The organism is Mesorhizobium sp. LNHC209A00 (assembly GCF_000502915.1).
GTDB lineage: Bacteria > Pseudomonadota > Alphaproteobacteria > Rhizobiales > Rhizobiaceae > Mesorhizobium.
In genome coordinates this window covers 12,297-38,093 of the sequence record NZ_AYWT01000033.1, presented here as the reverse complement: position 1 = coordinate 38,093, position 25,797 = coordinate 12,297, and the positions used below count along the sequence as shown (strand labels likewise).

General features: G+C 60.0%; 26 protein-coding genes, 3 pseudogenes and 1 riboswitch. Of the genes and pseudogenes, 20 read left to right on the top strand and 9 right to left on the bottom strand.

Annotation, left to right across the window (positions count from 1 at the left end; genetic code table 11):
* The first annotated feature begins 57 nt into the window (after nt 1-57).
* From pmtA to X739_RS137395, 7 genes are all read left to right on the top strand, one after another.
* Nucleotides 58-654: a phospholipid N-methyltransferase PmtA gene (gene pmtA, locus X739_RS137365; protein WP_023796535.1), complete on the top strand. Its 597-nt coding sequence runs from the start codon at nt 58-60 to the stop codon at nt 652-654.
* Nucleotides 655-832: 178 nt separating this feature from the next.
* Nucleotides 833-949, top strand: a riboswitch (TPP riboswitch).
* A 102-nt stretch (nt 950-1,051) separates the two neighbouring features.
* Nucleotides 1,052-2,887 carry a phosphomethylpyrimidine synthase ThiC gene (gene thiC / locus X739_RS137370; RefSeq protein ID WP_023796534.1) on the top strand — a complete coding sequence of 612 codons (1,836 nt, stop codon included), beginning with the start codon at nt 1,052-1,054 and terminating at the stop codon, nt 2,885-2,887.
* Nucleotides 2,884-3,885, top strand: coding sequence for a glycine oxidase ThiO (gene thiO, locus X739_RS137375; protein ID WP_023796533.1), 1,002 nt, complete (start codon nt 2,884-2,886; stop codon nt 3,883-3,885). Before thiC ends, thiO begins: the two co-directional genes overlap by 4 nt.
* On the top strand, nt 3,854-4,051 hold the full coding sequence (thiS, locus tag X739_RS137380; RefSeq protein ID WP_023768632.1) for a sulfur carrier protein ThiS: 198 nt from the start codon (nt 3,854-3,856) through the stop codon (nt 4,049-4,051). Before thiO ends, thiS begins: the two co-directional genes overlap by 32 nt.
* Nucleotides 4,052-4,054: 3 nt before the next feature.
* Complete coding sequence (locus X739_RS137385; RefSeq protein ID WP_023796532.1) at nt 4,055-4,828, top strand: thiazole synthase; 774 nt, start codon at nt 4,055-4,057, stop codon at nt 4,826-4,828.
* Complete coding sequence (locus X739_RS137390) at nt 4,825-5,430, top strand: thiamine phosphate synthase (RefSeq protein ID WP_023796531.1); 606 nt, start codon at nt 4,825-4,827, stop codon at nt 5,428-5,430. The genes X739_RS137385 and X739_RS137390 overlap by 4 nt, the downstream gene beginning before the upstream one ends.
* Entirely contained in the window at nt 5,421-6,182 is a 762-nt protein-coding gene (locus X739_RS137395) for a hydroxymethylpyrimidine/phosphomethylpyrimidine kinase (protein WP_023796530.1), read from the top strand. Before X739_RS137390 ends, X739_RS137395 begins: the two co-directional genes overlap by 10 nt.
* 21 nt (nt 6,183-6,203) lie before the next feature.
* Here the strand turns inward: X739_RS137395 and X739_RS1000000169775 are convergent, their stop codons facing one another.
* Nucleotides 6,204-6,377 carry a hypothetical protein gene (locus tag X739_RS1000000169775; RefSeq protein ID WP_023737084.1) on the bottom strand — a complete coding sequence of 58 codons (174 nt, stop codon included), beginning with the start codon at nt 6,375-6,377 and terminating at the stop codon, nt 6,204-6,206.
* Nucleotides 6,378-6,528: 151 nt separating this feature from the next.
* Nucleotides 6,529-7,109 (bottom strand): annotated as a pseudogene (locus X739_RS01000000166885) (IS1595 family transposase); the annotation flags it as partial.
* 103 nt (nt 7,110-7,212) lie between these two features.
* On the opposite strand from X739_RS01000000166885, the gene X739_RS137400 reads away from it, so the two are divergent.
* Nucleotides 7,213-7,455, top strand: coding sequence for a DUF6471 domain-containing protein (locus X739_RS137400; RefSeq protein WP_023796528.1), 243 nt, complete (start codon nt 7,213-7,215; stop codon nt 7,453-7,455).
* 236 nt (nt 7,456-7,691) lie between these two features.
* Complete coding sequence (locus tag X739_RS137405) at nt 7,692-8,375, top strand: hypothetical protein (protein WP_023796526.1); 684 nt, start codon at nt 7,692-7,694, stop codon at nt 8,373-8,375.
* A 525-nt stretch (nt 8,376-8,900) separates the two neighbouring features.
* Here the strand turns inward: X739_RS137405 and X739_RS137410 are convergent.
* The 3 genes from X739_RS137410 to X739_RS1000000169770 form a co-directional block, all read right to left on the bottom strand.
* Nucleotides 8,901-9,593: a hypothetical protein gene (locus tag X739_RS137410; protein WP_023747646.1), complete on the bottom strand. Its 693-nt coding sequence runs from the start codon at nt 9,591-9,593 to the stop codon at nt 8,901-8,903.
* Between the two features lie 243 nt (nt 9,594-9,836).
* Nucleotides 9,837-10,124, bottom strand: a complete 288-nt coding sequence (locus tag X739_RS1000000168905; RefSeq protein WP_084056619.1) for a hypothetical protein — start codon at nt 10,122-10,124, stop codon at nt 9,837-9,839.
* 322 nt (nt 10,125-10,446) lie between these two features.
* Complete coding sequence (locus tag X739_RS1000000169770; RefSeq protein ID WP_051410664.1) at nt 10,447-10,776, bottom strand: hypothetical protein; 330 nt, start codon at nt 10,774-10,776, stop codon at nt 10,447-10,449.
* A gap of 331 nt (nt 10,777-11,107) precedes the next feature.
* On the opposite strand from X739_RS1000000169770, the gene X739_RS137420 reads away from it, so the two are divergent.
* Nucleotides 11,108-12,700, top strand: a complete 1,593-nt coding sequence (locus X739_RS137420) for an MFS transporter (RefSeq protein WP_023796525.1) — start codon at nt 11,108-11,110, stop codon at nt 12,698-12,700.
* A 71-nt stretch (nt 12,701-12,771) separates the two neighbouring features.
* Here the strand turns inward: X739_RS137420 and X739_RS1000000169765 are convergent, their stop codons facing one another.
* Nucleotides 12,772-13,242 (bottom strand): hypothetical protein, encoded by a 471-nt coding sequence (locus X739_RS1000000169765; RefSeq protein ID WP_156940066.1) that lies wholly within the window; start codon nt 13,240-13,242, stop codon nt 12,772-12,774.
* An 881-nt stretch (nt 13,243-14,123) separates the two neighbouring features.
* On the opposite strand from X739_RS1000000169765, the gene X739_RS1000000171015 reads away from it, so the two are divergent.
* Nucleotides 14,124-14,315, top strand: a complete 192-nt coding sequence (locus X739_RS1000000171015) for a hypothetical protein (RefSeq protein WP_023727257.1) — start codon at nt 14,124-14,126, stop codon at nt 14,313-14,315.
* 176 nt (nt 14,316-14,491) lie between these two features.
* On the opposite strand, the gene hemN is transcribed toward X739_RS1000000171015, so the two are convergent.
* Nucleotides 14,492-15,853 carry an oxygen-independent coproporphyrinogen III oxidase gene (hemN, locus tag X739_RS137430; protein ID WP_023796524.1) on the bottom strand — a complete coding sequence of 454 codons (1,362 nt, stop codon included), beginning with the start codon at nt 15,851-15,853 and terminating at the stop codon, nt 14,492-14,494.
* 984 nt (nt 15,854-16,837) lie between these two features.
* On the opposite strand from hemN, the gene X739_RS137435 reads away from it, so the two are divergent.
* The 5 genes and pseudogenes from X739_RS137435 to X739_RS137440 all read left to right on the top strand — a co-directional run bounded on the left by X739_RS137435 (nt 16,838) and on the right by X739_RS137440 (nt 20,231).
* A complete protein-coding gene (locus X739_RS137435) occupies nt 16,838-17,995 on the top strand; it encodes a porin (protein WP_023796523.1) in 1,158 nt (385 codons plus the stop codon).
* Nucleotides 17,996-18,019: 24 nt separating this feature from the next.
* A pseudogene (locus tag X739_RS1000000171275) lies at nt 18,020-18,275 on the top strand (thiazole synthase); the annotation flags it as partial.
* Nucleotides 18,272-18,855, top strand: a pseudogene (locus X739_RS01000000166870) (thiamine phosphate synthase); the annotation flags it as partial. The pseudogenes X739_RS1000000171275 and X739_RS01000000166870, both read left to right, overlap by 4 nt.
* Nucleotides 18,856-18,862: 7 nt before the next feature.
* Nucleotides 18,863-19,327 carry a bifunctional hydroxymethylpyrimidine kinase/phosphomethylpyrimidine kinase gene (locus tag X739_RS1000000168890; RefSeq protein ID WP_245273986.1) on the top strand — a complete coding sequence of 155 codons (465 nt, stop codon included), beginning with the start codon at nt 18,863-18,865 and terminating at the stop codon, nt 19,325-19,327.
* A 409-nt stretch (nt 19,328-19,736) separates the two neighbouring features.
* Nucleotides 19,737-20,231 (top strand): MaoC family dehydratase, encoded by a 495-nt coding sequence (locus tag X739_RS137440; protein ID WP_031252639.1) that lies wholly within the window; start codon nt 19,737-19,739, stop codon nt 20,229-20,231.
* An 800-nt stretch (nt 20,232-21,031) separates the two neighbouring features.
* On the opposite strand, the gene X739_RS137450 is transcribed toward X739_RS137440, so the two are convergent.
* Together X739_RS137450 and X739_RS137455 are read right to left on the bottom strand one after the other, a co-directional pair.
* Nucleotides 21,032-21,508: a type II toxin-antitoxin system VapC family toxin gene (locus X739_RS137450; RefSeq protein WP_023796519.1), complete on the bottom strand. Its 477-nt coding sequence runs from the start codon at nt 21,506-21,508 to the stop codon at nt 21,032-21,034.
* Nucleotides 21,505-21,807: a hypothetical protein gene (locus tag X739_RS137455; protein WP_023774921.1), complete on the bottom strand. Its 303-nt coding sequence runs from the start codon at nt 21,805-21,807 to the stop codon at nt 21,505-21,507. The genes X739_RS137450 and X739_RS137455 overlap by 4 nt, the downstream gene beginning before the upstream one ends.
* 399 nt (nt 21,808-22,206) lie before the next feature.
* Here X739_RS137455 and X739_RS137465 point away from each other — a divergent pair, with 399 nt between their 5' ends.
* From X739_RS137465 to metK, 4 genes are all read left to right on the top strand, one after another.
* Nucleotides 22,207-22,443: a recombinase family protein gene (locus X739_RS137465; protein WP_023774919.1), complete on the top strand. Its 237-nt coding sequence runs from the start codon at nt 22,207-22,209 to the stop codon at nt 22,441-22,443.
* A gap of 345 nt (nt 22,444-22,788) precedes the next feature.
* A complete protein-coding gene (locus X739_RS0136205; RefSeq protein WP_031252637.1) occupies nt 22,789-23,145 on the top strand; it encodes a winged helix-turn-helix domain-containing protein in 357 nt (118 codons plus the stop codon).
* A 28-nt stretch (nt 23,146-23,173) separates the two neighbouring features.
* The gene (glyA, locus tag X739_RS137470) at nt 23,174-24,511 is read left to right on the top strand and encodes a serine hydroxymethyltransferase (RefSeq protein ID WP_023796517.1); all 1,338 of its coding nucleotides are present in this window, start codon (nt 23,174-23,176) and stop codon (nt 24,509-24,511) included.
* Between the two features lie 49 nt (nt 24,512-24,560).
* The gene (gene metK, locus X739_RS137475; RefSeq protein ID WP_023796516.1) at nt 24,561-25,736 is read left to right on the top strand and encodes a methionine adenosyltransferase; all 1,176 of its coding nucleotides are present in this window, start codon (nt 24,561-24,563) and stop codon (nt 25,734-25,736) included.
* The last annotated feature ends 61 nt before the right edge of the window (nt 25,737-25,797 follow it).

Sequence of the window (25,797 nt, the reverse complement as noted above, 5' to 3'; positions counted from 1 at the left end):
AAAACGCGCTTTGCCAAATTCATGACGTTGGGTAAGCGGCTGACGCAAGGAGAAGATATGATTTTGCGACTGAAGGAGCGGCTCGGCAAAAGGTTTGAGGAAGAAGTTGAATTCTTCAAAGGCTGGCAGAAGGACAAGAAGGGCGTGGGAGCCCTTATTCCCACTTCGGTTTATGCGGCACGCCGGATGGCAAGCGTGGTGAACCCACGGTCAGGATTGCCAATTCTGGAGCTTGGCGCGGGAACCGGTGTCATCACAAAGGCGATCCTGGCTAGGGGAATCAAGCCGCACCAGCTGGTTTCAGTCGAATATTCCAGGATTTTCTACGACGGCCTGGTGCAACGCTTCCCGAATGTGGACTTCAGATTGGGCGACGCATTTGCGCTGGACGAAGCTCTGGGTGAGCGCAAAGGTGAACAGTTCGATTGCGTTATAAGTGCAGTCCCGCTGTTGAGCTTTCCAATGCAACAGCGTGTCGCGCTGGTTGAGGATCTGCTCGCCCGTATTCCTGCCGGCCGGCCCGTGATTCAGATCACATACGGACCTCTGTCGCCGGTGATCAAGATGCCAGACCGTTACGTGGTTTCCCACTATGACTTCGTCGTCCGCAACATACCGCCGGCACAGCTCTGGACTTATCGTCGAGCAGTCTAGCCAAATCTGGACGGTTTCCTTCTCTGAGGGTTCCGCTGAGTGGTGGCCTTGCACCCAAATAGGATGTGGAACAGAGCAGGGGCAGATGCCTGATTGCCAAGAAGACGACGCGGTCCTTGATTTGACAGTGGGCGGGCCAAATGCGCTTGACAAAGCCGCGCCGGCCCGTTCAACCTGAGGCATTCACCAGGGGAGTCCCGGCAAGGGGCTGAGATACTGCTGGCTTTCGCGGCGCAGTGACCCGTTGAACCTGATCCAGTTCATACTGGCGTAGGGACGGTGCAAGCGCTTTGCGGGAGTTTACGCCCGAGGTCCTGTTTCGGCAGGTCTACAGAAGCGTCTTTTCATCCTTCCGGCACAGAACTGGGTCTCCAATGCATGAGCAAAGGAGCTCAAGATGAATGCCCTCACCCCCGCAGTGTCGACGGGACCGCTGCCCGCCTCCCGGAAAATCCACAAGCTCGGTACCATCCACTCGCAGATCAGGGTGCCGATGCGCGAAATCTCCGTCCATCCGACGGCGGGCGAACCGCCCGTCATCGTCTACGATCCGTCCGGCCCCTATACCGACCCGACAGTCGAAACCAGCATCGAAAAGGGCCTCGCGCGGATTCGCCATAAATGGGTTATCGCGCGGGGCGATGTCGAAGCCTATGACGGCCGCCATGTCCGGCCGGAAGACAACGGATTCGCGGTGGGCGAACGCCTGACACCGGAGTTTCCCGTTCGCAACCGGCCGCTCAGAGCCAAGGCCGGCAAGGCGGTGACACAGCTTGCCTATGCGCGCGCCGGCGTCATCACACCCGAAATGGAGTTCGTCGCCATCCGCGAGAACCTTGGTCGCGAGATCCTGCGCGGAAAGCTTGAGCGCGACGGCGAGGCTTTCGGCGCGACGCTGCCCGATTTCGTCACACCCGAATTCGTGCGCGACGAGGTGGCGCGCGGACGCGCGATCATTCCCGCCAACATCAATCATCCCGAGAGCGAGCCGATGATCATCGGTCGCAATTTTCTGGTCAAGATCAACGCCAACATCGGCAACTCCGCCGTCACATCGTCGATGGCCGAAGAGGTCGAAAAGATGGTGTGGGCGATCCGCTGGGGCGCCGATACGGTGATGGACCTGTCGACCGGCCGCAACATCCACAACATCCGCGAATGGATCGTTCGCAACTCGCCGGTGCCGATCGGCACGGTGCCGCTCTACCAGGCGCTCGAGAAGGTTGGCGGCATTGCCGAGGATCTGACCTGGGAGGTGTACCGCGACACGCTGATCGAACAGGCCGAGCAAGGCGTCGACTATTTCACCATCCACGCCGGCGTGCGGCTGCATTACATCCCGCTGACCGTCAACCGGGTGACGGGTATCGTCTCGCGCGGCGGCTCGATCATGGCCAAATGGTGCCTGCACCATCACCGGGAAAGCTTCCTCTACGAGCACTTCGCGGAGATCTGCGACATCTGCCGCGCTTATGACGTCTCCTTCTCGCTCGGCGACGGCCTTCGTCCCGGCTCGATCGCCGATGCCAACGACGCGGCGCAGTTCGCCGAGCTGGAAACGCTTGGCGAGCTGACGCAGATCGCCTGGGCGAAGGATTGCCAGGTGATGATCGAGGGGCCTGGCCACGTGCCGATGCACAAAATCAAGGCGAACATGGACAAGCAACTCGCCGTCTGCGGCGAGGCGCCTTTCTATACGCTCGGACCGCTGACGACCGACATCGCGCCGGGCTACGACCACATCACCTCAGGCATCGGCGCCGCGATGATCGGCTGGTTCGGCACCGCCATGCTCTGCTACGTCACGCCCAAGGAGCATCTCGGCCTTCCCGATCGCAACGACGTCAAGATCGGCGTGATCACCTACAAGATAGCCGCCCACGCCGCCGACCTGGCGAAGGGCCATCCGGCAGCGAAAGTCAGGGATGATGCGCTTTCCCGCGCGCGCTTCGAGTTCCGCTGGGAGGACCAGTTCAACCTGTCGCTCGATCCCGAAACGGCGCGGTCCTTCCATGACCAGACCTTGCCCAAGGAGGCGCACAAGGTGGCGCATTTCTGCTCGATGTGCGGGCCGAAATTCTGCTCGATGCGTATCTCCCACGACATCCGCGCCGAGGCACAGAAAGAGGGCATGGCGGCGATGGCGGCGAAATACCGCGAGGGCGGCGATCTCTACCTGCCGGCGGACGAGACCGGCGCACCGCTCATACCTCAGCCACGTGAGCCATCATGAAGGTCTTGGTCAAAGGGGCCGGCATTGCCGGCCTCACCGCCGCCTTCGAGTTCGCCGCACGCGGCGCGGCGGTTACCGTTGCCGAGACAAGGCCTGCCCTTGGGGGCAATGCGTCGTGGTTCGCCGGTGGCATGCTGGCGCCGTGGTGCGAGCGTGAAAGCGCCGAGCAGCCGGTGCTGGATCTCGGACGTGACGCCGCCGACTGGTGGGACGCCGCAACGCCCGGCTTGGTAGCACGACGGGGAACGCTGGTCTTGGCCGCGCCGCGCGATGTGGGCGAGCTCGACCGGTTCGCCAGCCGCACGACGGGCTATCGGCGCGTCGAGGAAGATGAAATTGCCTTGCTGGAGCCCGACTTAGCCGGCCGCTTCCGCCGCGGATTGCTCTTCCCCGCTGAGGGCCATCTTGATCCGCGCCAGGCGATGGCAGCACTTCATGACAAGCTCGCGGCCACGGGTGTTGAATTCCACTTCGGCGCCGACGCCCAGCATGTTTTTGGTTTCGATCGTCAGATCGACTGTACGGGAATGGCGGCACAAAATGACTGGCTGCGCGGCGTTCGCGGCGAAATGCTCACCCTGCGTACCCCTGATATGTCGCTGTCGCGCCCTGTCAGGCTGCTGCATCCGCGCTTTCCACTGTACGCAGTGCCGCGCACCGACCACCGTTTCATGATTGGTGCGACGATGATTGAAAGCCAGTCCGGCGGACCGGTCACGGCGCGCTCCATGATGGAGCTGCTGGGTACCGCCTATGCCCTCCACCCGGCCTTTGGGGAGGCCGAGATCGTTGAAACCGGTGTCGGCGTCCGCGCAGCCTTTCCCGACAATTTGCCGCGCGTCGAAACGAACGGTGAAATCATCGCGATCAACGGGCTCTATCGTCACGGTTTTCTCCTGGCTCCCGCCATGGCGCGCCAGGCTGCCGACCTGGTTTTCAGTCAAGACAGAACCAAGGAGCTTGCTCATGAAACTGATGGTCAACGGCGAAGCGCATGAGGTTGCCGCCACAACGCTGGAGGCGCTGCTTGCCGCGCTTGACTATGAGGGCGATTGGCTCGCGACCGCCGTCAACAACGACCTCGTGCACAAATCCAACCGGGCGGAATTCCAGTTGAACGACGGCGACCGGATTGAAATCCTCTCGCCCATGCAGGGCGGCTAGGCCATGATCGAGCTTTATGGAGCCGAGCTTCCGTCGCGCCTGCTTCTTGGCACGGCTCAATATCCTTCGCCGGCCATCCTTGCCTATGCAGTCAGGGCTTCGGGCACGGCGGTGGTGACCGTCTCGTTGCGCCGTGAAATGGCAGGCGGCAGGGCTGGCGAAGAATTCTGGTCGTTGATCCGCTCGCTTGGTGTCAGAATCCTGCCCAACACTGCTGGCTGCCACTCCGTCAAGGAAGCGGTCACGACCGCACAAATGGCGCGCGAAGTCTTCGGTACGAACTGGGTAAAGCTCGAAGTGATCGGCAACCATGACACGCTGCAGCCGGATGTTTTCGGTCTGGTCGAAGCCGCCCGCATCCTGTGCGAGGACGGTTTTGCTGTATTCCCCTATACCACCGCCGACCTTGTCGTTGCCGAGCGGCTGCTTGCGGCGGGCTGCAAGGTCTTGATGCCGTGGTGCGCACCGATCGGTTCCGCTCTCGGACCGATCAACATCACGGCGCTGCGCTCGATGCGCGGACATTTCCCTGATGTTCCGCTGATCGTGGATGCGGGGCTCGGACGGCCATCGCACGCGGCAGCCGTCATGGAGCTCGGCTTTGACGCCGTACTCCTGAACACCGCGGTCGCCAAGGCGGCCGATCCGGTCGGCATGGCGCGTGCGTTCGGCAAGGCGGTCGAGGCCGGTCGTGAAGCTTTCAGCTCGGGAATGCTCGAACCGCGCGACGTCGCCGTGCCGTCGACGCCGACAATTGGCAGGGCGGTTTTTTCATGAAGCTCGATCCGTTCTACCTGATCGTCGACAGCGCCGCCTGGATCGAACGCCTGGTGCCGCTTGGCGTCAAGCTGGTTCAGTTGCGCATCAAGGATAGGGACGAGGCCACGCTGCGGACGGAAATCCGCCGCGCGAACGGCGTCTGCGCGGTCCATGGTTGCCAACTGATCGTCAACGACTATTGGCGCACGGCAATTGAGGAAGGCTGCGACTTCGTCCATCTCGGCCAGGAGGATTTGGCTGCGGCCGACCTGCTGGCGATTAAGTACGCCGGATTGAAGCTCGGGCTTTCCACGCACGATCATCTAGAACTGGAAACGGCCATCGCTGCCGAGCCCGACTATATCGCGCTCGGCCCCATCTATCCCACCGTCCTGAAGCAGATGAAATGGGCGCCGCAAGGGCTCGAGCGGATCAGCGAGTGGAAGCATCGGGTGGCGCCGATCCCATTGGTCGCCATTGGCGGCCTCAACCCCGACCGGCTCGACGGTGTCTTCGAGGCTGGTGCGGACAGCGCGGCGGTGGTCACCGACATCACGTTGAATGCCGATCCCGAAGCGCGCACGCGAGAATGGATCGAAAAGACAAAGCCATGGCGCTGAGGCGAGAACCGCATGTGCTCGTGGTCGGCGGATCTGACTCCAGCGGTGGAGGCGGAATAGCACGCGATATCGAGACGATCTCTTCCATTGGCGTGCGCACCTGCCTTGCTGTCACCGCGCTAACGGTGCAGACGCACCATGCGGTCATGGAAATCCACTCTATGCAACCCGGTCTGGTGGCCGGTCAGATGCGTGCGGGGTTGCAGGCCAACAAAGTGGCGGCCATCAAGATCGGGATGCTCGCCACGGTGGAGATCGTCATTGCGGTTGCCGGAGTGCTGCGCGAAAACCCGCAGGTGCCGGCAGTGCTCGACCCGGTGCTGGCGTCGACGTCAGGCCGGGCGCTCCTGGAAGCCGGCGCCATCGCCGCCATGAAACGCGACCTGATGCCCCTTTGCCGTCTGGTCACCCCCAATCTCTTCGAGCTGGCACTCCTTGTTGGCTCGGAGCGGGCAGTGGATGAGGACGGCGTAGTGTGGCAAGGCCAGGAATTTCTGACAGCCGGCGCGCGGGCTCTGCTGATCAAGGGCGGCCATGCATCGGGACCGCAATCAACCGATATTCTGTTGCGCCCCGATCACGAACCAGTCCGCTTTGACACGCCGCGTCTTGCCGCATCGATGCGCGGGACGGGCTGCATGCTGGCCAGCTCGATTGCGGCACATCTGGCGAAGGCGCAATCAATCGAGTACGCCGTGCGCCAGGGCAAGCTCTTTGTGTTAGAAAAGCTTCGGAAAACCCCAGCCGAATAGCCGTAGAGCCGGCTCAAGCGTTCAGCGGCTGACGCTGAAATGGAAGCCGTAGCCCTCCTGCCCTTTTTTCACAGGGCGTGACGGGATGAGGCCGCTTTGCAGATCGGAATTCAGCGGCGCCGAGACAAGCTGCCCTGCCAGGCCGGGAAAGTAACGGGACTCTTCCTGCGGCGAAGCGCACTGCCAGTCAGGCATGGGGATGCACTTGTGCGGTCTTATGTAGCAAAAGCACCAACTTCCCGCGCGCTCTTTTTGGTGGGTTCCCATAAAATCCGGGGATGCCGAGAGTTGCCCCTATCCTTCGCTCGACCGATACGAACACGCCATCAACACGCTCTTCGCGATGACGGATGAACGTCAAAGTGCGGCCGGCGCGCTCGCGAAGGGCGATTACAACGCGGCGGCGGTCTGACTGGTTCTCCTTCATGCGGCGGTCCTTGCGGTCCTCTACGCGGTTCTCAGGGCGCACCACGCCACCAAAGTATGCGCCATCAACCTCGACCTCGCCTTTGAGGGTTTCGTTCTTGGTTTCAGCCGACAGGGCTTCGCGCAGCTTGTAAGCCAGCACGAACGCGGTCTTGTATTGAACGTCCAGATCGCGAGAGAACTGGACCGCCGACATGCCCCTTGGCTCCGTTGACGAACAGGCAGATCGCGGCGAGCAGATCAACAAACGACAGCTTGCGCGAGGCGAAGATTGTGCCGCTCGTAACCGAGAACTGCGCACCGCAAGCGGCGCACTTGAACTTGCGACGGGTCGGAATGTCGTAATGATCCAGGCATCCGCATTTCGGGCAAACAGGCTCGCCTTGCGCCGAAGCCCAACGAAGGCGCTTGAACGTGTCGTAAGCCTTTTCCTCGCCGCCCTTGAAATCTCTTTTGAGAAAGGGTGCGGCTTTCGGCGGAAAGGAGGAAGTGTTGGGCCATTGTCATCATATCCGGTGATATTGTTCACCGTATATGCGACTTTCATCAATCAAATACAAGGGCATATATCATCGAATGTGATGGTATTTTTTGAGGCGAGGATATGGCACGCAAGGAGGACCCGCAGACCGTCGAATACGAGACGAAAGCCAAGAACCTTTTGAAGTCAGAATTGAAGCGGAAGGGCGTCACCTATGCCCAGCTCGCGGAAAAATTGGCGACTATGGACATTCACGAGACGGAGCGTAACTTAAACAACAAAATAAGCCGGGGGGGCTTTAGTGCTGCGTTTTTACTGCAATGCTTAGAGGCTATCGGGGCATCCTCATTGCGGCTATGGGAGTAGTTTTACTCGGAGCCGCTTCACCACCAGAAAGCGGCGGGCAGGCAGAACAGGCTAAGCCCGAACAACACAAGCAGACCGCGCCCAGTCCGCCGCCAGTAAGTCAGCCTCCAGTCGAGAGCGCCAACAAACCCGAAAACCCCAATCCACCCTGCGAGGCCGGACAAGACAATCGCAATTCCGACCTTTGCGCCCAATGGAAGGCTGCCGATGCCGCCAAGGAGTCGGCGGATTGGACCATGCGCTCCTACTGGCTGATCTTCGCCGGTACCGTTGTGGGAGCTTTCACTCTGTTCGCCGCTATAGCCGCTGCCCTGTATCCGAGAGAGGCCGCCAAGCATACCGAAACTGGTGCCATTCAGGCCGAACGAAGCGCCAAGGCGGCGGAAGACGCTATCGGCATCACTCGCGAAATGGGCGAGGCTCAAACCCGCGCCTATCTCTCCGTAATTAGCGGGAAAGCCATTTTCAAAGGCGGAATAGACCCGGAACTGATCCTTAGGATTAGAAACGCTGGCAATAGTCCGGCATTCGATGTCACGGCTGATTTCCACAGATCCACAGGCGTTGTGTTCGATGAAAAACCAACTGGTGACATCTCTGGCATGAGCGTTGCCAAAGTACGCATTGCGAAACTGATCGGCGCAGGCAGCGAGGACGACTTTTCGCTTGGAGTTGTTAGCAGCCCCCCAAAGGCCAAGGACGAAGGCGGCTTGGGGTTTGTTCTGGAAGGCATCCTTGAATATCAAACCGTCTTCGACGTTAAGACCGGCAACATCGATATGGACACGCCGTTCTTGTTCATGTTTGGACCATCCAGACCCGTTGTAGAGACCGCCGTGCGTGTGGGGAAAATCTTGACGGTCGAGATGAAGCGGTTCCCGGCCTTCAGTCCGGATGGATTGTCGATTACCGCCGCATAGTTCGGTCCGCTCGCGATAAAGAGCGACGCGAAAAGCAGGACAAGCAGACCTAGCCCCGGCATCAGCGGGGGGCCTTTGGTGCGTTTGCTACATAAGACCGCACTTGTGCCTCCTGGCGAGTGTGAGGCCGCAGGAGCGAGGCATTTCAACGCGGCGGGGGCCGCCGGATCTGGCCCCGCAGTGCTGGAGCAAAGCAAAGGCCGGTTTGAGTGGGTGGGGAGAGAGGGCCGCGCGCCTCTCTTCCCGCTACATAGGAAAGGTGCCGCTAGGCACATCCATGTCGGCGCAGCCGTGCCGCGAAGCGGCCAAAGAAAGAAGAGCGTACAAAACGGAAGCACCGAAATGCCCGCCAGCGGGACCAAGTCAGATCGGTGCAGGAGAAAGACCGTGGCCCTGAGACCGGCTCAACAGGGCGGCCGTAGGAGCATCAGCAACGCGCCGCCGTCAGGCGGGATGCGGAACGGACGGCCCCCGGCGAAGGGCGCCGTTCTCTTTGAGCTGCGACCCTGGTGAGCGCCTTCGTGCCTAAAGCTGTGCCGTCGGGCTAAGCTTCAGCTTCAGATCGTTCTGAAAAGCCGAACATGGTTCGTCGAGGTAACCTTTGAGGGAAGGATCCTTGTCGGGTTCCCTGTTTTTCGACAAAATCGCCCTGCAGAATTTATATTGCGATTTGGCGGCATCGCACTGCTGGGTGTCCGCCTTATAGCAAGCGTGGACCAAAACGGCTCCCACGTAATCATGCTCGACGTTGTTGGAAGAAAGGTGGGTCTGAATGTCTTGGAGAATGGCAACTCCATGGGACATCCCATCTGCTCCGGAGTAGGTCATTACGAGTTGACCGGGTCGTTCAAAGCCGCTTACCGAGCCGCTCCCTGCAACGTTCTCGTAGGTGCCAGACAAATCCGGGGCCGACGTGAATGTCACCTTGAAGGGGTGCCCCAGGCCGACGGGGGTGACATCCGTAAAGTCGGGACCGTAGTACACCGAGAGATACCACTCGCCCTCTGTAAGAGCGTTGGGGGCTTGCCCGAGCCCAAGGCGCTGCATGCTCTTGTCGATGACAGTCCGAACGACGTTGGACGTGCCCTGCTGGATGCCTTCGCCGAAGCCGGTCCAGATGAAGGCGCCTACGGCCAACACAGCCACACCCAGCAGGCCGAACCTCGCACCTGTTGACTTCGTTTCACGCCCGGGCTCGATTTCCGGCTGGTCCTGCATCCGCCCCTCGCAACGCTCGTCGGGAACAACTTGGGACCCGATTATGGGCCCCAAGGCATCGGTCAGCAGGCTTCCAGATGAACTTTCTTCTTCATGTGCATTCCTCCTCGACTCAAGGGCACTTGCCGTGCGGAGCCGAACATACGCAGTATGGAGATGATAACCCGATTGCGGCTTTCAAGTGTCCTCGCATCCCCCGAGGGCGCCACCTGATCTCTCGGGCAACCTTGTTCGGCGCCGCAGTTATTGAGGCGGTCGGCTTGGAAGCAGTTCCTTATGGCCCTCATGCATAAACCAGAGCACCCGTTTGAGATGACTGCGAAGGGCCTTACGGGCGCGGATTGGCTCTTTGACCGGATCGATACCCAGTACATCCAGCGCCATCTCCTCTTCGCTGGCACTGTCGGCGCAAGCGTCCATGAGCTTCAAATAGAGCTCGAAATGCTTGTCATCATATGCGGTTAGGCTTTCCGACCAGGGGACTTCCGTTGCAAAGGTTGGATCAGGCGTTGGGCGCGATCTGCTTTTCATCCATGTCTCGCTTTGGCGATGAACCAGGCCCCCGTTCCGATTCAGAATATCTCCATCTAGCGCACTTTCAACAGTTCTCGGCCTTCTTTCGGACAGTGCCCAATCGTCGCATATGGTCGTGGGTTCCAAATTGGCGCGCGGCTGCTCGCGACCAATACATCCTCAGCTTGGCGAGGCGATGTAACGCCCGGCTGAACCAGAATGGCGCGGCTATTGAGCATCGCCCTGGATCGAACCTCTTATTTTAGCTTCGCGATAATCTAGTCTGGATGCTTGCAAGCGTCCATCATGCCGCCGTACATACGCTTAAGGATCTCGCCCATCACCGTACGAGCAGCAAACATTTCCAAACTCGATCTTGCAACTTGAGGCTTTGCGGTGGAACCCGTTCTGCCCGGCCGACCCCTCCCGACAACAGTCTGACCTTCGCCAGCCTTCTACGGGCAAGCGTTCGCGCCAAAAGTTCAAAGCCGCGTCCGTAACATTCGACGATGAAAGCCAATGTCATGAGGTCGAGCAGAAACTCGTCGATCGCATGTGTGAGCGCATCAGACTTTTGTCCGAACTGAAGGAGCAGGGCGCGCGCGTCTTCGATCGCGGCCTGGCAATCGTGTGCATCTATCAGGGAACTGATCCTGTCAAAGATCTGCAAGCGTCCTCACTTTTCGGAAGCCACACTCAGCATCGAACGCCGCTGATGAGTGAGTTTCCAACAAAAGAACAGGGTAGCGTTTCGCGAAAAATCGCTCGGCAGCGCGTCGAACGAGCATGATGCCTCAAATGACATGTGAATTCCGGCTCAGCAACATGTCGCCGAAGGCGAGTGAGCCGGCCCATTTCTGCGTCTCGGCCGCCAGACCACTGGTCAGGAGGAACTGTGGCCACATCGTCGGAGACAAATGGGTCCATCTATTCTTCCATCCGCCACGGTTCAGCCTAGATTACATGGGAATCGACAATAACGGAAAGCAAAGGATCGCAAAATGAGTAGGGTGGCTGGATCAAACGAAGATTTGGCTGCACCAACGACCTTTGGGCCACTTCTGCAGCCCACCTTTCGCTCGATCTGGCTCGCCACGCAGGTTTCAAGCCTCGGCTGGTTGATGCAGACTGTTGCCATCAGCTGGCTGATGGCAACGATCTCAACTTCCGATCTGATGGTTGCGCTGGTGCAGGCTTCATCGAACCTCCCCGCCTTCGTCCTGTCCGTTTTTGCCGGAGCTCTCGCCGACAATTTCAGCCGGCGCCGGGTCATGTTCGCCGGTCGGTGCCTTATGATGATTGCGTCCGCGATGCTGACCGCGTCCGTGGCGCTGGGCTTTGTCAGTCCGTGGATGATCCTCGGCTTCAGCTTCTTGATCGCAAGCGGCGGTGCTCTCAATGATCCGGCCTGGCAAGCGTCGGTTGGCGATATCGTGGATCGACGCGATGTTCCCGCTGCCGTCACCCTGCTTTCTGTTGGCTTCAACACCGTCCGGACTGTGGGTCCGGCGCTCGGCGGCATTGTGGTTGCCTCATTTGGCCTTATGGCGGCATTCGCCGTAACCACGCTCACCTATTTCGTACCCTTGGCCACTATTTGGCGCTGCAAGTGGAAGGTTCGCTCGTCGCCTCTTCCCCGCGAGTCGATGAGGACGGCGATCTATGACGGGCTGCGCTTCACGGCGATGTCATCGGAAATCAAGGCAGCGATCGCGCGCGGAACCCTCTTTGGCCTGGCGAGCATTGCCATACTCGCGCTGCTGCCGGTGGTTGTCCGCGACCAGCTGGGAGGAGGCCCGCTTGCCTATGGCGCGCTCATGGCTGGCTTCGGGACCGGTGCCGTTTTCGCCGGCCTCTCCAACAGCCTGTTCAGACGGAGATTGTCGCAAGAAAGGCTGATGAGGCTCTCCTGCGTCGCCTGTGCGGCGTGTTCTCTCTCCCTGGCACTGACATCTTCGATCGGGGTGGCGGCAATTGCACTCGCCTTGGGCGGCGCGGGCTGGGTGACCGCCTGGTCCGGGGTTGGTGTGAGCGTGCAGCTGGCGAGCCCGCGCTGGGTCGTGGGGCGCACCATCTCGATCTACTATGCTTTGATAGACGGCGGCATCGCGCTCGGCAGCTGGGTGTGGGGCACGGTGGCCGAAAACCATTCGTTGACCTGGGCGCTGGAGGGCTCCGCTGGAGCCCTGCTGCTCGTCGCTACAGCCGGCGTTCTCTTTCCGCTTCGAGAGCGCCGCGACTCCGAGCCCGATCCTCTGGAGGAATTCGATGCCCCAGCTGTCGCTCTCAATCTGAAGCCGAGAAGCGGCCCGATCGTGGTCAAGGTCGAATATCTGATAGCCGAGAGAAATCTCGAGGCCTTCCTCGACCTCATGCGGCAGCGGCGCCATGTACACAGCNCCTCAAATGACCCTTTCCATCGAGCGGCCGACAAGCTCGGCCCGCAAGCCCGAGCACTCAGCTTTTCGCCATCTCCGTCATTGAAGCCCGGCCGGCACAGAAAACGCGATTTGTCTATCGCGCTCAAACCGGTGCGGGAGACGGACAATCCACCAAAATTCGATGATGGGTGGCAGAGAAGAACCCCAGGCTGAGAGTGCGACCGATCGGTCCCCACGGTGAAGCGGAGCCTGGGGCTACAGCGGCACGCGACTATTGCCGCGTGTCACCTTTTGAATTTAAAGTCTTCCTCAGTCCGCCTCGCTGATCCGGCCAACGCTATCTTGAGGTTGGCATTTTGTCCCGCCAGCTCGCTGAGACGATCACGTTCGGCGGCGACCACATCCGGACTGGCGTTGGCAACGATGCACCCGCGCGGAGCGTGCTGTTGCTGGAAGCAGGAAGGCATGATCGGCCAAAGCCGGGAGAGGTGCTGCCGGCAGTAGCGAATGGGCTGCTGCGTCAGCTTGGTGTCTGGACGCCGTTCGCCGAGGCCGGCTTCGTTGAAAATCGTGCGCTTGTTTCGGTGTGGGCCAATGAAGTTCCCAGCGAGCGGCACGGCATGTTTTCCGCTTACGGTGCCGGCTGGCAGCTCGACCGGACGCGATTCGACCGGCTGATGGTACAGGCGGCCAAGGCGGCAGGTGTGGACACGCGGTTTGGCTCGGCCGTGGGTTCGGCAGTGCGCGACGATCAAGGCTGGCTGCTCAAGCTGGCCGATGAAGCTATCGTTGCCCGCGCCGTGGTTTGGGCGACCGGTCCAGTTGGAGGCTGGCCCGATGTTTCGGCGCCAAGCTCACCATGCACGGACATCTTGCCGCCTACACACGCTTTTTCGACCGCGCACCGGGCGATTGCAGCATGGTCGTCGAGGCGCGTCCCGAAGGCTGGTGGTACAGCGCCGACTTGCGCGTGCCTCACCGATCCGGATCTGGGCAGCGAACTGCGCAAAGCCGGACATTGGTACCGCGCTTTAGCCGCAACGCAGTCCGTCGCGCCGCTCGTGCCGCCCAACGCAATCGAGACCGCCAGCAATGATCAAGGCGGCGGGAACCGCAACGATCGATCCCGCCGCCGGTGACCGCTGCGTCGCGGCGGGCGACTGCCTGTTCTGTGCCGATCCACTGTCATCACGCGGGATCGTGCATGCACTCCGCTCAGGGATCCTGGCGGCCTACGCGGCATCGGACATGCTGGACGGGCGTGGCGATTCGCCTGCGCGCTATGCAAAATCGCCACACGCGGCTTTGCCGATTAGCTCCCGGCGCTCGCTGCCCACTATGCAGCCGCCGCGCGACGGGACACCCCTTTCTCGCAGCGGCGGCGCAGCCATGTCTTCCACGCGTCTAGCATCGAAGGAGGGAGGTCAGAGGTGGTCTCGGGACGGGGTGCTCGGCATTTATGAAGCGACCGAGCGCCAGCGAGTGGTCGTCGGCGGGCTCGATGGCGGCATCAGGTCAGGGAACTCGGCCTCCATGATCATCTCCGATTTGCTTCAAATTTTTCTGTATATATTGACGATTGCACTACCTTCACCTCGTAGACGGCAATGCGGGCGGGTAGAGAGGGTTCTATGATATGACAAGCGATTTTTCCGCCGCCCGAGTGCATTTAGATCGAGCGTATGACTACCTTTGTGGGGATGACCCGATGAGTCAAAGGGGCCGCGAAGCCTTGGACCTGCTAATTGAGGCGGTTGCCGTCGAAGAGTTCAAGCAGCCACGCCAAAGCGCTGAGGTACTAAGGTTTCCGATCGGGCGCCGCTGCTGAGGTAATCTCCACGGCCGCCATGTAGCCTCGCGGGTGAGGCGCTCACGGCAGGGACTCGCCGCCCCGTGAGGGCCGGGAACGAACGCATTGGCAAACGGAAAGCCCACTTGCCAGACCAGCGCCCGGCCGGCGTGGCAAGTAGGCCGGCGGTTCCAAGCGGAGACATTGATGCCGGACTATGTCGTGCTTTGCATCGCATTAAGCTGCTGCGGGATATACGTAACGCCATCCCTAAACACATCGAATGCGGCAGCGACAGCGCGAATCCCAAAGCGATGCTCCCGCCGTACGCGGACAAAGCCGTTTTCGAAGTCCACTATCCCGTCCTTGGCCAGCATGGCCAAGCGCTCAGCCGAATCGCGAAGACGGATCGGATCAGATCCGTGGGCGACACAGATTGCCGGCACGTCAGCCTCGAAATCGCACATTAATCGCTCGATAATTGCGGCTCGCACGCGGTCGTCGTCTGTGAGGCGATGGCCCTTCGATGTAGCCAGTCGGCCAGCTGCGATGTGCTGGATGTAGGAATCCCGTGTAGCTTCGTTTTGAACGTATCCCTGGCCGATGCGGCCGATAGCCGACGCGCCGAAACCGATCAGGGTTCTGCAGGTATCGGCCGAGTAGCCCAACGAGTTACGTCGCAGGCGACCTGTTTCCTGTGCCAGCGCGAGCTCGTCGTCCGGCAAGGCGAAATGGTCGAGCCCGATCTGTCGGTAGCCGGCGGCAATCAGCGTCACGGCGACAGCCGCATACTGTTCAGCGCGGGCAGCGCTGTCGGGAAGAAATTCCGCCTCGATGAGGCGCTGATTCTTTACTTGGGATGGGATGTGCGAGTAGCCGAACAAGGCAAGCCGGTCGGGGCGCATGGCGACCGCCGCCCTCACTGTTTCGACGCACGACTCCACCGTTTGACGCGGCAGGCCGTAGATGAGGTCGAAGTTGATGCGGCTTACTCCATGCCGGCGCAGCACTTCCACGGCAGCCGACGTCTGGGCCTCGCTCTGGATTCGGTTGATCGCTTTTTGAACAATGGGATCGAAGCTCTGTACGCCCAGGCTCGCGCGGTTCACGCCGGCCGCTCCCAAGCCTTCCGCCATCTCGGGCGTGAGTGTTCGTGGATCGATCTCGATGGCGACCGTAGCTGTTTTCGAGATGGCGAAGCGGCATCGCAGGAACTCCATCAGAGCGAGGAACTCGGCTGGTCCGATGAGAGACGGCGTTCCGCCGCCGAAATGTATGTCGCTCACGGGCAACGTCTTCGGCACTCGCTCCGAAACCAGACGGATCTCGTCTCGCAGCGCCGCCAGATAGTTGAGGATGGGCGCATCACGGCGGGTGATGGTGGTTGGGAAGCCGCAATACCAGCAGGCTGATCGGCAGAACGGAACGTGCAGATAGAGTGACACCGGATCATCAGCCGGCAGGTTCCTGAGCCATTCCTCATAAGCCTCGGCGCCGACCGCCCCAGAGAACTCCGACACAGCCGGATAGATAGTGTACCAAGGCAGCCGGGCCTCTCGAAATTTCGTGGTCTGCAACGGTTACCGTCCCATGCTGATAACATCCAACCTTACCGCTGCGCTCGCCTGCGTCTTTGCGCTATGTCAGTCCGTTCCGCTTTGGGCTCGAAATTTTTAGCAATGGGCGCCGTTCAGTCTTGGCTGGACAGCGATGGTCTGAGCGCACTCGGTCAGCGACTGACGATGGTGTTCCCGCCGAAACCCTCACGCGCACCGTTTTGTTCGACGTCCCTTCCCTTCATCTGCGCGTGGGAGACTCTTCTGAGCGCAGATGCCGCATCCGATGAGACAATACGGTGTTGGGTCCAGACTTTGCACGCCAGCTATCGCCGCCCATAATGATCTCTGCCGTCTCGATGAGCTCGTTGTGTGAATTGCTGGCAAGAAGCATTAGCTGTGCCGCGCCGCTTTCAGCACGAAAACCTTCTCGACGCGACCGTCAGGTCCGCCGCAATGCCAAGGCTGGCGCCTACCGACTCAGTGGTGCAAGGCTGCGGCGCGTGGTTATCGACCATCAGCTCGCCAAAGTGACGGCGTCGTACCGAGCGGTGGCCGCCGCATGATGCCTCAACGGCGGGGCTCACAGCAAACAATGCCGTCGCCATTAAGCCAAACTGTCGCCAAGCGAACAGACGAACCGTTTGCCGTTCGTGCTTGGGTGGATCCGCAAGGCAAAAAGAACAGAAGCGCGAACCAAGGTCCGCCCGCACATTTGAGCTTCAAGCCGCAGCTGGGTCGTCAGGGTGGCACGTCATTTGCAGTAGCACCCTTTGTGAAGCCCGCCGCGGAGTGAAAAGGGTGATTGTACAAAAATGTTGTATGATCGTCTGGAGTGATAACTACTCAATAAATGTGACAGCAAGTCTCAACCACATTCTAAATTCTCCTAAGTGGCAGATGCAGCAACATTCCTAGATTAAGATTGATTCGCTATCAATCGTTTGCTTAGCAAAAATCAGTTATCGGTCTCGATTCCTTTTACTATTTAGGCGGAGATCAACAATGACCATTGGGAGCCTCCTCCTCGGCTCAACTGCGGCACTGATCGCCGCTTCCGACGCTCGCGCCGTGATCATCGTCCCCGAGCCTGATCCCACTGAGTACCTCAAGATCTGCGACGTCTACGGCTCCAGCTACGTCTATATTTCAGGCACCGAGACCTGCCTGCGCATCGGCGGCTATCTTAGCTACTACGTGGGCTTGGGCGATGTCGGATTGTTTTACCACGCAAGAACCTCAGATGTGAGGACTGGTGAGGATCAGGGTACATGGCAAAACAACACGCGCTTCACACTGAAAGCTTGGACCGGCCAGGAGACCGAACTCGGCACGCTGAAGACCTACACCGAAACCCGCGTGAATTTCGGTAGCCGCCACACTTCGGTTTCGGACAGTTCTCGGTCCTATGCCTTCAACGGAGACAGCATCTTGACTTTCGCCTGGATTCAGCTTGGTGGCCTCCGAGTTGGTAAGGACTGGTCGGCCTTCGACATGTTTATTGGCGGCGCGGGTGACGTACTCAACCAGACGCCGGTTCCGTACGGCGCTTTGGATACCAATGTGGTCCAGTACTACTTCGACGCCGCGAACGGCTTTTCCGCCGTGGTTTCGCTCGAAGAAGGCTCAGGCGTGGTGGGCACAATCGACAACTACGCTCCGCACATAGTCGGCGGCTTGAAATACACACATGGCTGGGGAGCGATCACCGGCGTTGCTGGTTATGATAGCAACTACGAATCGGTGGCCTCTAAGGTCCGTGTCGACATCAATGTCACCGACGAACTGTTGCTGTTCGGAATGTTCGGCTACGGTTCCAATGGCAAGCTCAACGACGACTCCATCAACGCGATCGACGCTCATGGTCGCGGCTTCTATAAGATTTGGGGCGGGAACTGGGCTTTCTGGGCTGGCGCCACTTACGAGCTCAACGAGACAACTTCGTTCAACCTTCAGCTCTCGGGTGATCAGCTCAAGAACTATGGTGTCGCTGCGAACGTCGCCTATGCTATTCTTCCAGATTTCACAGTTACGGCTGAACTCGACTACGACCGCTACGGAGGCTCCGCCGTCGGAAAGGTGAAAGCTTCCGAAGTGAACTGGGTCAATGCCAACAAGAAGAGCAGTGTCGGCGGTGTCCTTCGTTTCGAACGCTCATTCTAATGCGATGAAGCGTTGAGCTCCGAGGTCCAGTTGATGCGCGGACATTTCCCCTACATTCCGTTTGATTGTGGATGCGTGGCTCGGACGGCCCTCGTACGCGGCTACGTCATGGAGCTCGGGTTTGACGCCGTGCTCCTGAACACGGCGATCCCGAGGGCGGCCGATCCGGTCGGCATGGCGCGTGCGTTCGGCAAGGGCGGTCGATGCCATTCGTGAAGCTAGCACTGGAATGCTCCAACCGCGCTACTCACCGACGGTCGGCAGGGCTGTCTTCTCATGAAGCTCGATCCCTTCTATCTGAATTTCGACGTGCCGGCTGGGTTGACCGGCTGGCGCCGCTCGGCGTGAGTCTGCTGCAGCTCCGGATAAAGGATATGGACGAGAAGGGACTGCAGACGGAAATCCGCCGCGCGAACGACGCCTGCGCGGTCCATGGTTGCCAAGTGAGCGTCAACGACAATTGGCGCACGGCAATCGAGGAAGGCTGCGACTTCGTCCATCTTGGTCAAAAGGATTTGGCTGCCGCCGATGCTGACGATTAAATACGCCGGATTGAAGCTCGGCCTTTCGATCCACGATCACACCGAACTGGAAACGGCGCCAGTGGCCGAGCCGGAGTATGTGGCGCTCGGCCCAGTCTATCCAACTAGCCTCAAGAAGATGAATGGGCGTCGCAAGGGCTCGAGCGGATCAGCGAGTGGAAGCACCAGGTCGCGCCGATCCCATTGGTCTCCATCGGCGGCCTCAACCTGACCGGCTCGAAGGCGTTTTTCGAGGCTGGCGCGGAAAGCGCAGCCGAGGTCACCGACTTTGCGCTGAGCGACGCCCCAGAAGCGCGCACGCGAGAATGGATCGAAAGACAGAACAATGGCGCTGGGGCGAGAACCGCATCTGCTCGTTGTTGTCGGGTCAGATTCCCGCGGTGGGGCTGGAATTGCCCGCGAGATCGAGACGATCGCTTGCCTTGACGTGCGCACCTGCCTTGCTGTCAGCGCGCTGACGGTGCAAACCCAGGAAGACGCCTTGGAAATCCAAGTTACGCAACCCGGTCTGGTGACGGATCAGATGCGCGCTGCGCTTCAGGCTAACAGAGTGGCCGGCACCAAGGTTGGCATGCTCGCAACGGCTGAGATCATCGTCGCTGCGGTTGCCGCTGTGCTGCGCGAATATCGGGCGCATATCGACAGTCCAGATCCGGTGCTGGCTTCCACGTCAGGCCGAGCGCTTCTTGAAGCAAGCGCCATCCCGGATCATGAAGTAGCATCTGATGCCGCTTTGCCGTGTGGACACCCAATGTCATTGAACTGGCGCTTCTTGCCGGCTCAGAGCTAGCGGCCAATGAGGTCGGCGAGCTTCAAAAAGGACCACAAGCCACCCCGTCTGCTGGACTACTCCTCCACCATTCGAGACACGGATGGTTCCTATCCAGACAATTGATTTTATCAATCTGCGACAATACCGCATAGCGGCGCCGGCGGAATGATCATCCGTAGCAAGACGAGCTGCTTTCGGCGGCCTGCAGGACGCGCACCGCGACCGAGTACAAGCCGGCTCGTCTGCAGCCATGTTCGGATCGGCCGCATCGGTGCGCCGAATGAGATGCCGGCGGAACGCTCTATTCGTGCAGCTGTGACGGCAGTCATCTCACCGGGGCCAGCCTGCCGATGGACGGCCGGCAGTCGGTGCAGCATGGGCTGACACTGTTCACGGAATGAAGCCGCTCGCGCTTCGGACGGTTGAAATGGAGGACATTAGCTTGGAACCGATCAGTCTCGACGAGCTTCTGGCCAGCGTCGGCAAGGAAGTCGGCGTGTCGCCGTGGCGGGTGGTCTCGCAGCGGATGATCGACCAGTTCGCCGAGTCCACCGATGACAACCAGTTCATCCACTGCGATCCGGAGCGCGCCAAGCGCGAGACGCCGTTCGGCGGCACCATCGCACATGGCTTCCTGTCGCTTTCGCTTTTGTCGGCGATGACTTTCGAGACCATGCGGCCGCTCGAAAACTGCAAGATGGGTGTCAACTATGGCTTCGAATCGCTTCGCTTCCTGGCGCCGGTGAAAACCGGATCGCGCATCCGCACCCGTTTCGTACTGGCCGACGTCAAGGTCAGGCCGTCGGGCTGGGTGCAGACGGCGCTGGGCGTGACGATTGAGATCGAGGGCTCGAAAAAGCCGGCGCTGACCGCGCGCTGGTTGACGCTGACGCTGATCAAACGCCAGCCGGAGGCGGCCTGAATTGTCAACGAGCGTCAGCAGAGACGATCTTCACGTGCCGGGGCGATGTAGGCGACCAGTGCGCACCGATCGGCAACGCGGCCACGGGGGTCGGCTAGATAGAGTGGCAGGAATGCCTAATCGGGGCTCCGTCTCGGAAGGGGCGTCGATGGATCGGAAGCGCTTCTGGCTTTCGGCGCTGCATTCCTTCTTCACGAAGTCCATGGAGAATTCCCGACCACGGGGTCGAAAGATCGGCTTGTGATCGGAGTGGGCAGATCCTCCCGACTGAATCTGCCAATAGGGTGTTATCGAGTTAACCGGGTCGAACTTGAGGTCGCGGGTGTCGCTGATCGGCTGCTCGTCGAGCTCGAGAGCTGCCAGCTAAAGGCAGAACACGGCGATGCCAAGAGCTCCGCAGTTGATGTGGACGCCCAGAGCTGGGCGTACAGACCGACGAGTTCCCGGCGGGCGAACTTGCCATTGGTAGCGCGCCAGACCAGTCGCGAGAAAGCCTCGATGAGAAGGCCCCGAGCCGCGCGCGGCATCGACTACAGTGGCGTTTGGCGAGAGGCCTTCGAAGACGAGATCGAGTGTAAGATGGACGAGCTCGACACGCATATCGCGCAGTCCCTGCAATCGCGCCTTGTCCGCGGCGCTCGTGCGTGCGAACTGTTGGTAGATCGAGCTGACTAGATGAACCGGGATGGCATTAAAGCGGAACTGGAAGAGACGCCCCTGGCCGAACTAAGCAAGATCAATCCAGCCATCGCTAAAGGTAGGCGAACACGAGACGTTCGGACTCCGTGCCGCTGAAATCCTCAAATTGAATCGGCCGGACCGTTGGAGCTATCATCACCCGCTTGGCTTCCAGAGCTACGGAGCGGGTTGATTATCTGAACGTCCTCGAAGTCCTTTTCATTGTCGGTCACTACGACACACTCGTTGGCTTCAGCTATAGCGGCAATGATTGTGTCTAGGGCGCTCCGCGAACGGCCTCTGGCTTTGCCGTTGGCCATCAGCCGCGCCCACACGAGGCCGGCTTTCTCGCCGAACGATAGCACGCGGCCAGCGAACAGCGCTTGCGGGCCTTCGGAGCCCTCGAACCAAGTTTCAAGGCTGCTGCGCTTCTTCCCCTTCGGCTTCTCTAGGATGCCTCGGCGAATTTCGGCGACAGTAAGCGAAGCAATGAAGAGGTCTTCGTCCTTCTGCGCGCCCATCCAGGCCAGCAACGAGCCCGAAGGCTCCGGCTTTATGACGTTGCTGATGATATTGGTATCAAGAAGGTAGCGCGTCACAGGTCGATCTCGCGCCCCTCTTCGCGCGGCCGGCTGAGGTCGAGGTTGGAGCCAACCAGAGGCGAGCGACGCAATGCGGCGAGAATGCTGCCCGCTTTCGGTGGCTCACCCGCCACGGCTTGCTGTATGGTCCGACGAAGCTGTCGGGCATCCGGCCCGCTCTCCGTTAATTTTCGGGCAAGAGTTCGCAGTAGATCGCGGTCTGCGTCGAACGCCTGGATCTCGAACCGCGCGATGCCGCGCTCAGCCAGGCGAGAGCGATAATTCTCGATGGCTCTCTTCTGTGCAGTGTTGCCCATCGCGTGCCTCCGTTCTCTATCCGGATATATAGCCATGGCTTTTTCGGAGCACAAGGTGCCCCGTCATCGGCCAGCACTGGCTCCTGCGCGACGCGCGTTATTGATCACAAAGAATTTCCATCTTGTCGAAGCACTGTGACTCGGCATCCTTGTCGCGAAAAGGAGTATTTCGCGTCAGGACAGGAACGCGATCATAGCGCGACCGAAACGTGCAACAGCCGAAATGCTTCGTGTGGTCGCCGGCGCCGCCCGCGAATCGGCTGTGCCTGCGTCGCCGAAGCCCGATCGACGCTTCGTCAATCTGGTCCATTTGCTGGCGCGACAGGCCCCACGGGATTTCGTTCAAGCCGAAACGGATAGCCAAACGCGAGACCGGGTCCCGGAGTAAGGGGCCGCCTCATGAAGGTCGCGCTTGGCGCTCGCTACTCAACTGACAATCACCGAGACGCCTCGATCGAGGATCAGTTGCAGCTCTGCTGCTTGCGTGCTGAAAAGCAAGGCTGGACAGTCGTCGACAGCAATACCCACCGCGCGATCTGCGGCGCGTCGCTGTTGCGTCCCGGCCTTCAGGAGCTGATCAGCGATGCGATGCAGGGCAAATTCCTGATCGTGCTCGCAGAGGCGATGGATCGCTGACCATGACCGCTGCAAACCGGGAGCAGGCCAGGCTGGGCAAACGTTGCAACAGATCCTTCAAGGAAATTCATAGACTCTTAGCAACTCCGGCTCGCTGTGAATGGTAGGCTTTCGCAACGTCTGAGGTCAGTGGTTCCAAACCGTGGCCCCGCTTATCTTCGACTCGCCGAACTGCTTGCAATTTCGGCTAAAGGCCCAAGAAGAGCGCCCATTTGTTTGTTCGACACAGGATATCGCCGGTCGTCACGGCCACCGAGATTTGTCCGGTCGTTGGACACCCTTCGAAATCTGCAACTTCTGTGGAGAACGCGAAATGAGAAATTCGGTAGGACTTGGTCCTGAGCCATGATGACACTGGTTAGTCGCCTACGCATGGCAGCGCATCCTGACCGCCTTCGGATCCTGGGCCTTTGTGCGCATGCGGACCTAACTGTCTGCGAGCTAGCGGAGATTCTGGGCGTGTGTCGAGAGCGGGTTGCGCGACACGTCCGGCTGCTCGCCAGAGCCGACTTTCTTTGCTGCAACGGACAGCCTCCGTGGCGCTCGTACCGTCTCAACGCAGGATCCAACGACGGCGGGCTGGTCCAATTATTGGTCGATCTCCTGCCCCATCGCGACGGCTATCATAAACAGGACCTGCAGCGGCTCGAAGCGGCACGAGACACGCGGCCGAAGGGGACCGCGTGCTTGATCGTGAAATAGGTCAATCCAATTGGAGCGCGAAGCGACCATGGACAACTCCGCCGACGGCGCGATCGCACAGCCCGACACCCACGGGCGGTCTTCCTTGGCCGCGGTTGATTGCCGCGTTCACGAGCTGCTTCTGAAACAGGAGCGGCAGGAGCGGACGACCCTCAAGCTCATCGCCTCAGAGAACTTTGCGTCCTCGGCCGTTCTGGAAGCGAACGGCTCGATTTTCACGAACAAGTACGCCGAGGGGTACCCCGGTGCGCGCTACTACGCTGGAAACGAGATCGTTGATGAGCTTGAGAATCTGGCCATTGAGCGCCTGAAAACACTATTTGGCAGCGAGCATGCCAACGTCCAGCCTTATTCCGGCTCGCCGGCCAACCAGGCTGTCTATCGTGCGCTTTTGAGTCCCGGTGACAAAGTCATGGGCTTGCCCCTTCCGGAAGGGGGCCATCTGACTCATGGTTGGGCCATCAACTTTTCCGGAACTGACTATCAACGCGTGCCCTATGGACTAGATGAAAAGACACAGCAGATTGACTATGACCGCTTGCGCGAGATAGCCAAGCGGGAACGGCCGCGGCTCATTTGGGTCGGCGGAACTGCTTACCCGCGTGTCTTTGACTACGCGGCAATGGCAGAAATCGCCCTGGAAGCGAACTCCTATCTCGTAGCCGACATTGCGCACATCAGCGGCCTGATTGCCGCGGGAGCGCACCCGAATCCCGTGGGCCATTGCGACGTGGTCAGCAGCACGTCGCACAAGTCGATCCGCGGTCCCCGCGGTGGCTTCATTTTGTCAAGGAACGAAGATCGCTATCAGGCCCTGTATCATACAAAGAGCAAATACAATCTCGCCAGACGAATAGACCGGGCGGTCTTCCCTCACCTGCAAGGCGGGCCCCACATGAATGCCATCGCTGCGCTAGCGGTTGCCTTGCACGAAGCCGCGAACCCGTCCTTCCGAAGCTACGGCCAACAGACGGTCAAGAATGCCAAGGCTCTGGCGCATGCACTGCTTGAGCGAGGTTATGACCTGGTGACCGGGGGGACGGACAATCACATGCTGATCCTTGATCTTCGCGATCGGCCACTATCGGGCAAGGCCTATGCCGAGCGACTAGCAAAGGCAGGAATCATCACAAACTTTAATATGGTGCCTGGCGACCCGCGGAATCCGGCGGTCACAAGCGGAATTCGCCTGGGGGCGCCAGCAGTGACGTCAATGGGCATGCGCGATGTGGAAATGATGCAGATTGCTGGCTTCATTGACTCCGTCCTCCAGCGGCCAGACGACGAAGATCTCCATGCCTGCGTGCGAAGAGACGTTGCCGACTTGTGCGCTGCGTTCGAGGTCCCGGGCATCTGCGACAAGTAAGGTGGGTCAAAATGCCCATACCACATCCAACACCCGAAGCGAGGTATTCATGGCTAGGCAGTTCGTGTTCTCTTCCGAATCGGTTGGCGCGGGGCACCCGGATAAGTTGGCCGACAACATCTCGGATGCCATCCTCGATGCCATCCTCCGCACAGATCCCAAGGCGCGCGTCGCCTGTGAAGCGTTGGTAAAATCAGGGATAGTCGTTCTGGCTGGCGAGATTACCAGCGATGCCCAGGTGGATTACAGCCAAGTTGCGCGCGATACGATTCTCGACATTGGGTACGACGACGAGGCCGTCGGCTTTGACGGCCGGCGTTGCTCCGTCGTTCATGCCCTCACCGAGCAGTCGCCCGACATCAGCCAAGGCGTTGACGAGGGAAGAGGGCAAGACCTCCAGCAGGGAGCGGGAGATCAGGGCCTCATGTTCGGCTACGCATGCCGCGAAACCGATACCCTGATGCCTTTGCCGATCCAGCTCGCTCATCGCTTGACGAAACGGCAGGCGTATGTCCGGAAGGCACAACAGCTTGGCTGGTTGCGTCCTGACATGAAATCCCAAGTCTCAGTGAGGTATGAGGGGTTGCGCCCGGTCGCGCTGGATACCATCGTCGTGTCGACGCAACATGACGAGCAGGTCTCGCAAGAGACTGTCCGCGAGGGCGTCATTGAGGAAATCATAAAGCCTGTCCTGCCGACCCACCTGGAGACGGAAGGCATCAGAATTCTGGTCAACCCGACGGGGCGGTTTGTAGTCGGCGGGCCGCGCGGCGACTGCGGTCTCACTGGACGCAAGATCATCGTCGATTCCTATGGCGGGATGGGTCGTCATGGCGGCGGCGCCTTCTCGGGCAAGGACCCGTCCAAGGTTGACCGCTCAGCTGCCTATGCGGCCCGCTATGTCGCAAAGAACATCGTCGCTAGCGGACTTGCGGACGTGTGCGAGGTGCAGCTTGCTTACGCAATCGGCGTGGCCAGTCCGGTTTCCGTCATGGTCAACACGTTCGGGACAGCCAGGGTTGAGGAAAGCAGGATCGAGAGCCTCATTCTCGAGTTGTTCGATCTCAGACCGAAAGGCATTATCAAGATGCTTGATCTCTTACGCCCTATATACCGCAATACAGCGACCTATGGCCATTTCGGCCGTGAAGAGCCTGATTTCACTTGGGAGAAGACAGACAGGGCGGACGAATTGCGTCGCGAGGCAGGACTCGCCGCCCCGTGAGAGCCGCCGGCGAACGGATTGGCAAGCGGAAAGCCCATTTCCACCGGGCAGACCCGCGCCC

Excerpts from the sequence above, each read along its gene's own strand:
- pmtA (WP_023796535.1), top strand. The coding sequence starts at position 58 with ATGATTTTGCGACTGAAGGAGCGGCTCGGCAAAAGGTTTGAGGAAGAA.
- thiC (WP_023796534.1), top strand. The coding sequence starts at position 1,052 with ATGAATGCCCTCACCCCCGCAGTGTCGACGGGACCGCTGCCCGCCTCC.
- thiO (WP_023796533.1), top strand. The coding sequence starts at position 2,884 with ATGAAGGTCTTGGTCAAAGGGGCCGGCATTGCCGGCCTCACCGCCGCC.
- thiS (WP_023768632.1), top strand. The coding sequence starts at position 3,854 with ATGAAACTGATGGTCAACGGCGAAGCGCATGAGGTTGCCGCCACAACG.
- X739_RS137385 (WP_023796532.1), top strand. The coding sequence starts at position 4,055 with ATGATCGAGCTTTATGGAGCCGAGCTTCCGTCGCGCCTGCTTCTTGGC.
- X739_RS137390 (WP_023796531.1), top strand. The coding sequence starts at position 4,825 with ATGAAGCTCGATCCGTTCTACCTGATCGTCGACAGCGCCGCCTGGATC.
- X739_RS137395 (WP_023796530.1), top strand. The coding sequence starts at position 5,421 with ATGGCGCTGAGGCGAGAACCGCATGTGCTCGTGGTCGGCGGATCTGAC.
- X739_RS1000000169775 (WP_023737084.1), bottom strand. The coding sequence starts at position 6,377 with ATGCCTGACTGGCAGTGCGCTTCGCCGCAGGAAGAGTCCCGTTACTTT.
- X739_RS137400 (WP_023796528.1), top strand. The coding sequence starts at position 7,213 with ATGGCACGCAAGGAGGACCCGCAGACCGTCGAATACGAGACGAAAGCC.
- X739_RS137405 (WP_023796526.1), top strand. The coding sequence starts at position 7,692 with ATGCGCTCCTACTGGCTGATCTTCGCCGGTACCGTTGTGGGAGCTTTC.
- X739_RS137410 (WP_023747646.1), bottom strand. The coding sequence starts at position 9,593 with ATGCAGGACCAGCCGGAAATCGAGCCCGGGCGTGAAACGAAGTCAACA.
- X739_RS1000000168905 (WP_084056619.1), bottom strand. The coding sequence starts at position 10,124 with ATGAAAAGCAGATCGCGCCCAACGCCTGATCCAACCTTTGCAACGGAA.
- X739_RS1000000171015 (WP_023727257.1), top strand. The coding sequence starts at position 14,124 with ATGACAAGCGATTTTTCCGCCGCCCGAGTGCATTTAGATCGAGCGTAT.
- X739_RS137435 (WP_023796523.1), top strand. The coding sequence starts at position 16,838 with ATGACCATTGGGAGCCTCCTCCTCGGCTCAACTGCGGCACTGATCGCC.
- X739_RS1000000168890 (WP_245273986.1), top strand. The coding sequence starts at position 18,863 with ATGGCGCTGGGGCGAGAACCGCATCTGCTCGTTGTTGTCGGGTCAGAT.
- X739_RS137440 (WP_031252639.1), top strand. The coding sequence starts at position 19,737 with ATGGAGGACATTAGCTTGGAACCGATCAGTCTCGACGAGCTTCTGGCC.
- X739_RS137455 (WP_023774921.1), bottom strand. The coding sequence starts at position 21,807 with ATGGGCAACACTGCACAGAAGAGAGCCATCGAGAATTATCGCTCTCGC.
- X739_RS137465 (WP_023774919.1), top strand. The coding sequence starts at position 22,207 with ATGAAGGTCGCGCTTGGCGCTCGCTACTCAACTGACAATCACCGAGAC.
- X739_RS0136205 (WP_031252637.1), top strand. The coding sequence starts at position 22,789 with ATGATGACACTGGTTAGTCGCCTACGCATGGCAGCGCATCCTGACCGC.
- glyA (WP_023796517.1), top strand. The coding sequence starts at position 23,174 with ATGGACAACTCCGCCGACGGCGCGATCGCACAGCCCGACACCCACGGG.
- metK (WP_023796516.1), top strand. The coding sequence starts at position 24,561 with ATGGCTAGGCAGTTCGTGTTCTCTTCCGAATCGGTTGGCGCGGGGCAC.